General features: G+C 71.6%; 1 pseudogene. It reads left to right on the forward strand.

Annotated elements, in window-relative coordinates:
* Positions 1 to 486, forward strand: a pseudogene (locus G3I78_RS47195) (reductase); the annotation flags it as partial.
* Positions 487 to 564 lie beyond the last annotated feature (78 nt).

The raw sequence follows: 564 nt of genomic DNA on the forward strand, positions 1-564 counted from the left end.
GTCCAGCGCTCCCCGCACTTCCGTCCGCCCGCACGTCCCGAGACACCGGCCGTGATGGTCGGTCCGGGGACCGGGATCGCCCCGTTCATGGCCTTCCTGGAACACCGCCGCGCCCTCGGCCACCACGGCGGGAACTGGCTGTTCTTCGGCGAGCAGCGCCGGGCCACCGACTTCTACTACCGCGAGGAGCTGGAGGAACTGCACCGGCACGGCACGCTCAGCCGGCTGGACCTGGCCTTCTCCCGCGACCAGCGGGCCAAGGTCTACGTCCAGGACCGGATGCGCGAACAAGGCGCCCAGTTGTGGGCCTGGCTCCAGGAGGGCGCCCACTTCTACGTGTGCGGGGACGCGAGCCGGATGGCCAAGGACGTGGACCGGGCGCTGCGTGACATCGCCGTGGCCCACGGCGGCCTGACCGAGGACGAGGCCGCCGCGTACCTGAAGCAGCTCTCCGCCGAGAAGCGGTACGCCCGCGACGTGTACTGACGGGCGTCGCCGCCCCCTGCTTCCGGTCAGAACCAGTTGACGGTGAGGGTGGCGGTGGTGGTGGCGGTGGCCGGGGTG

Source organism: Streptomyces sp. SID13726, from assembly GCF_010548375.1.
Taxonomy (GTDB): Bacteria; Actinomycetota; Actinomycetes; order Streptomycetales; family Streptomycetaceae; genus Streptomyces.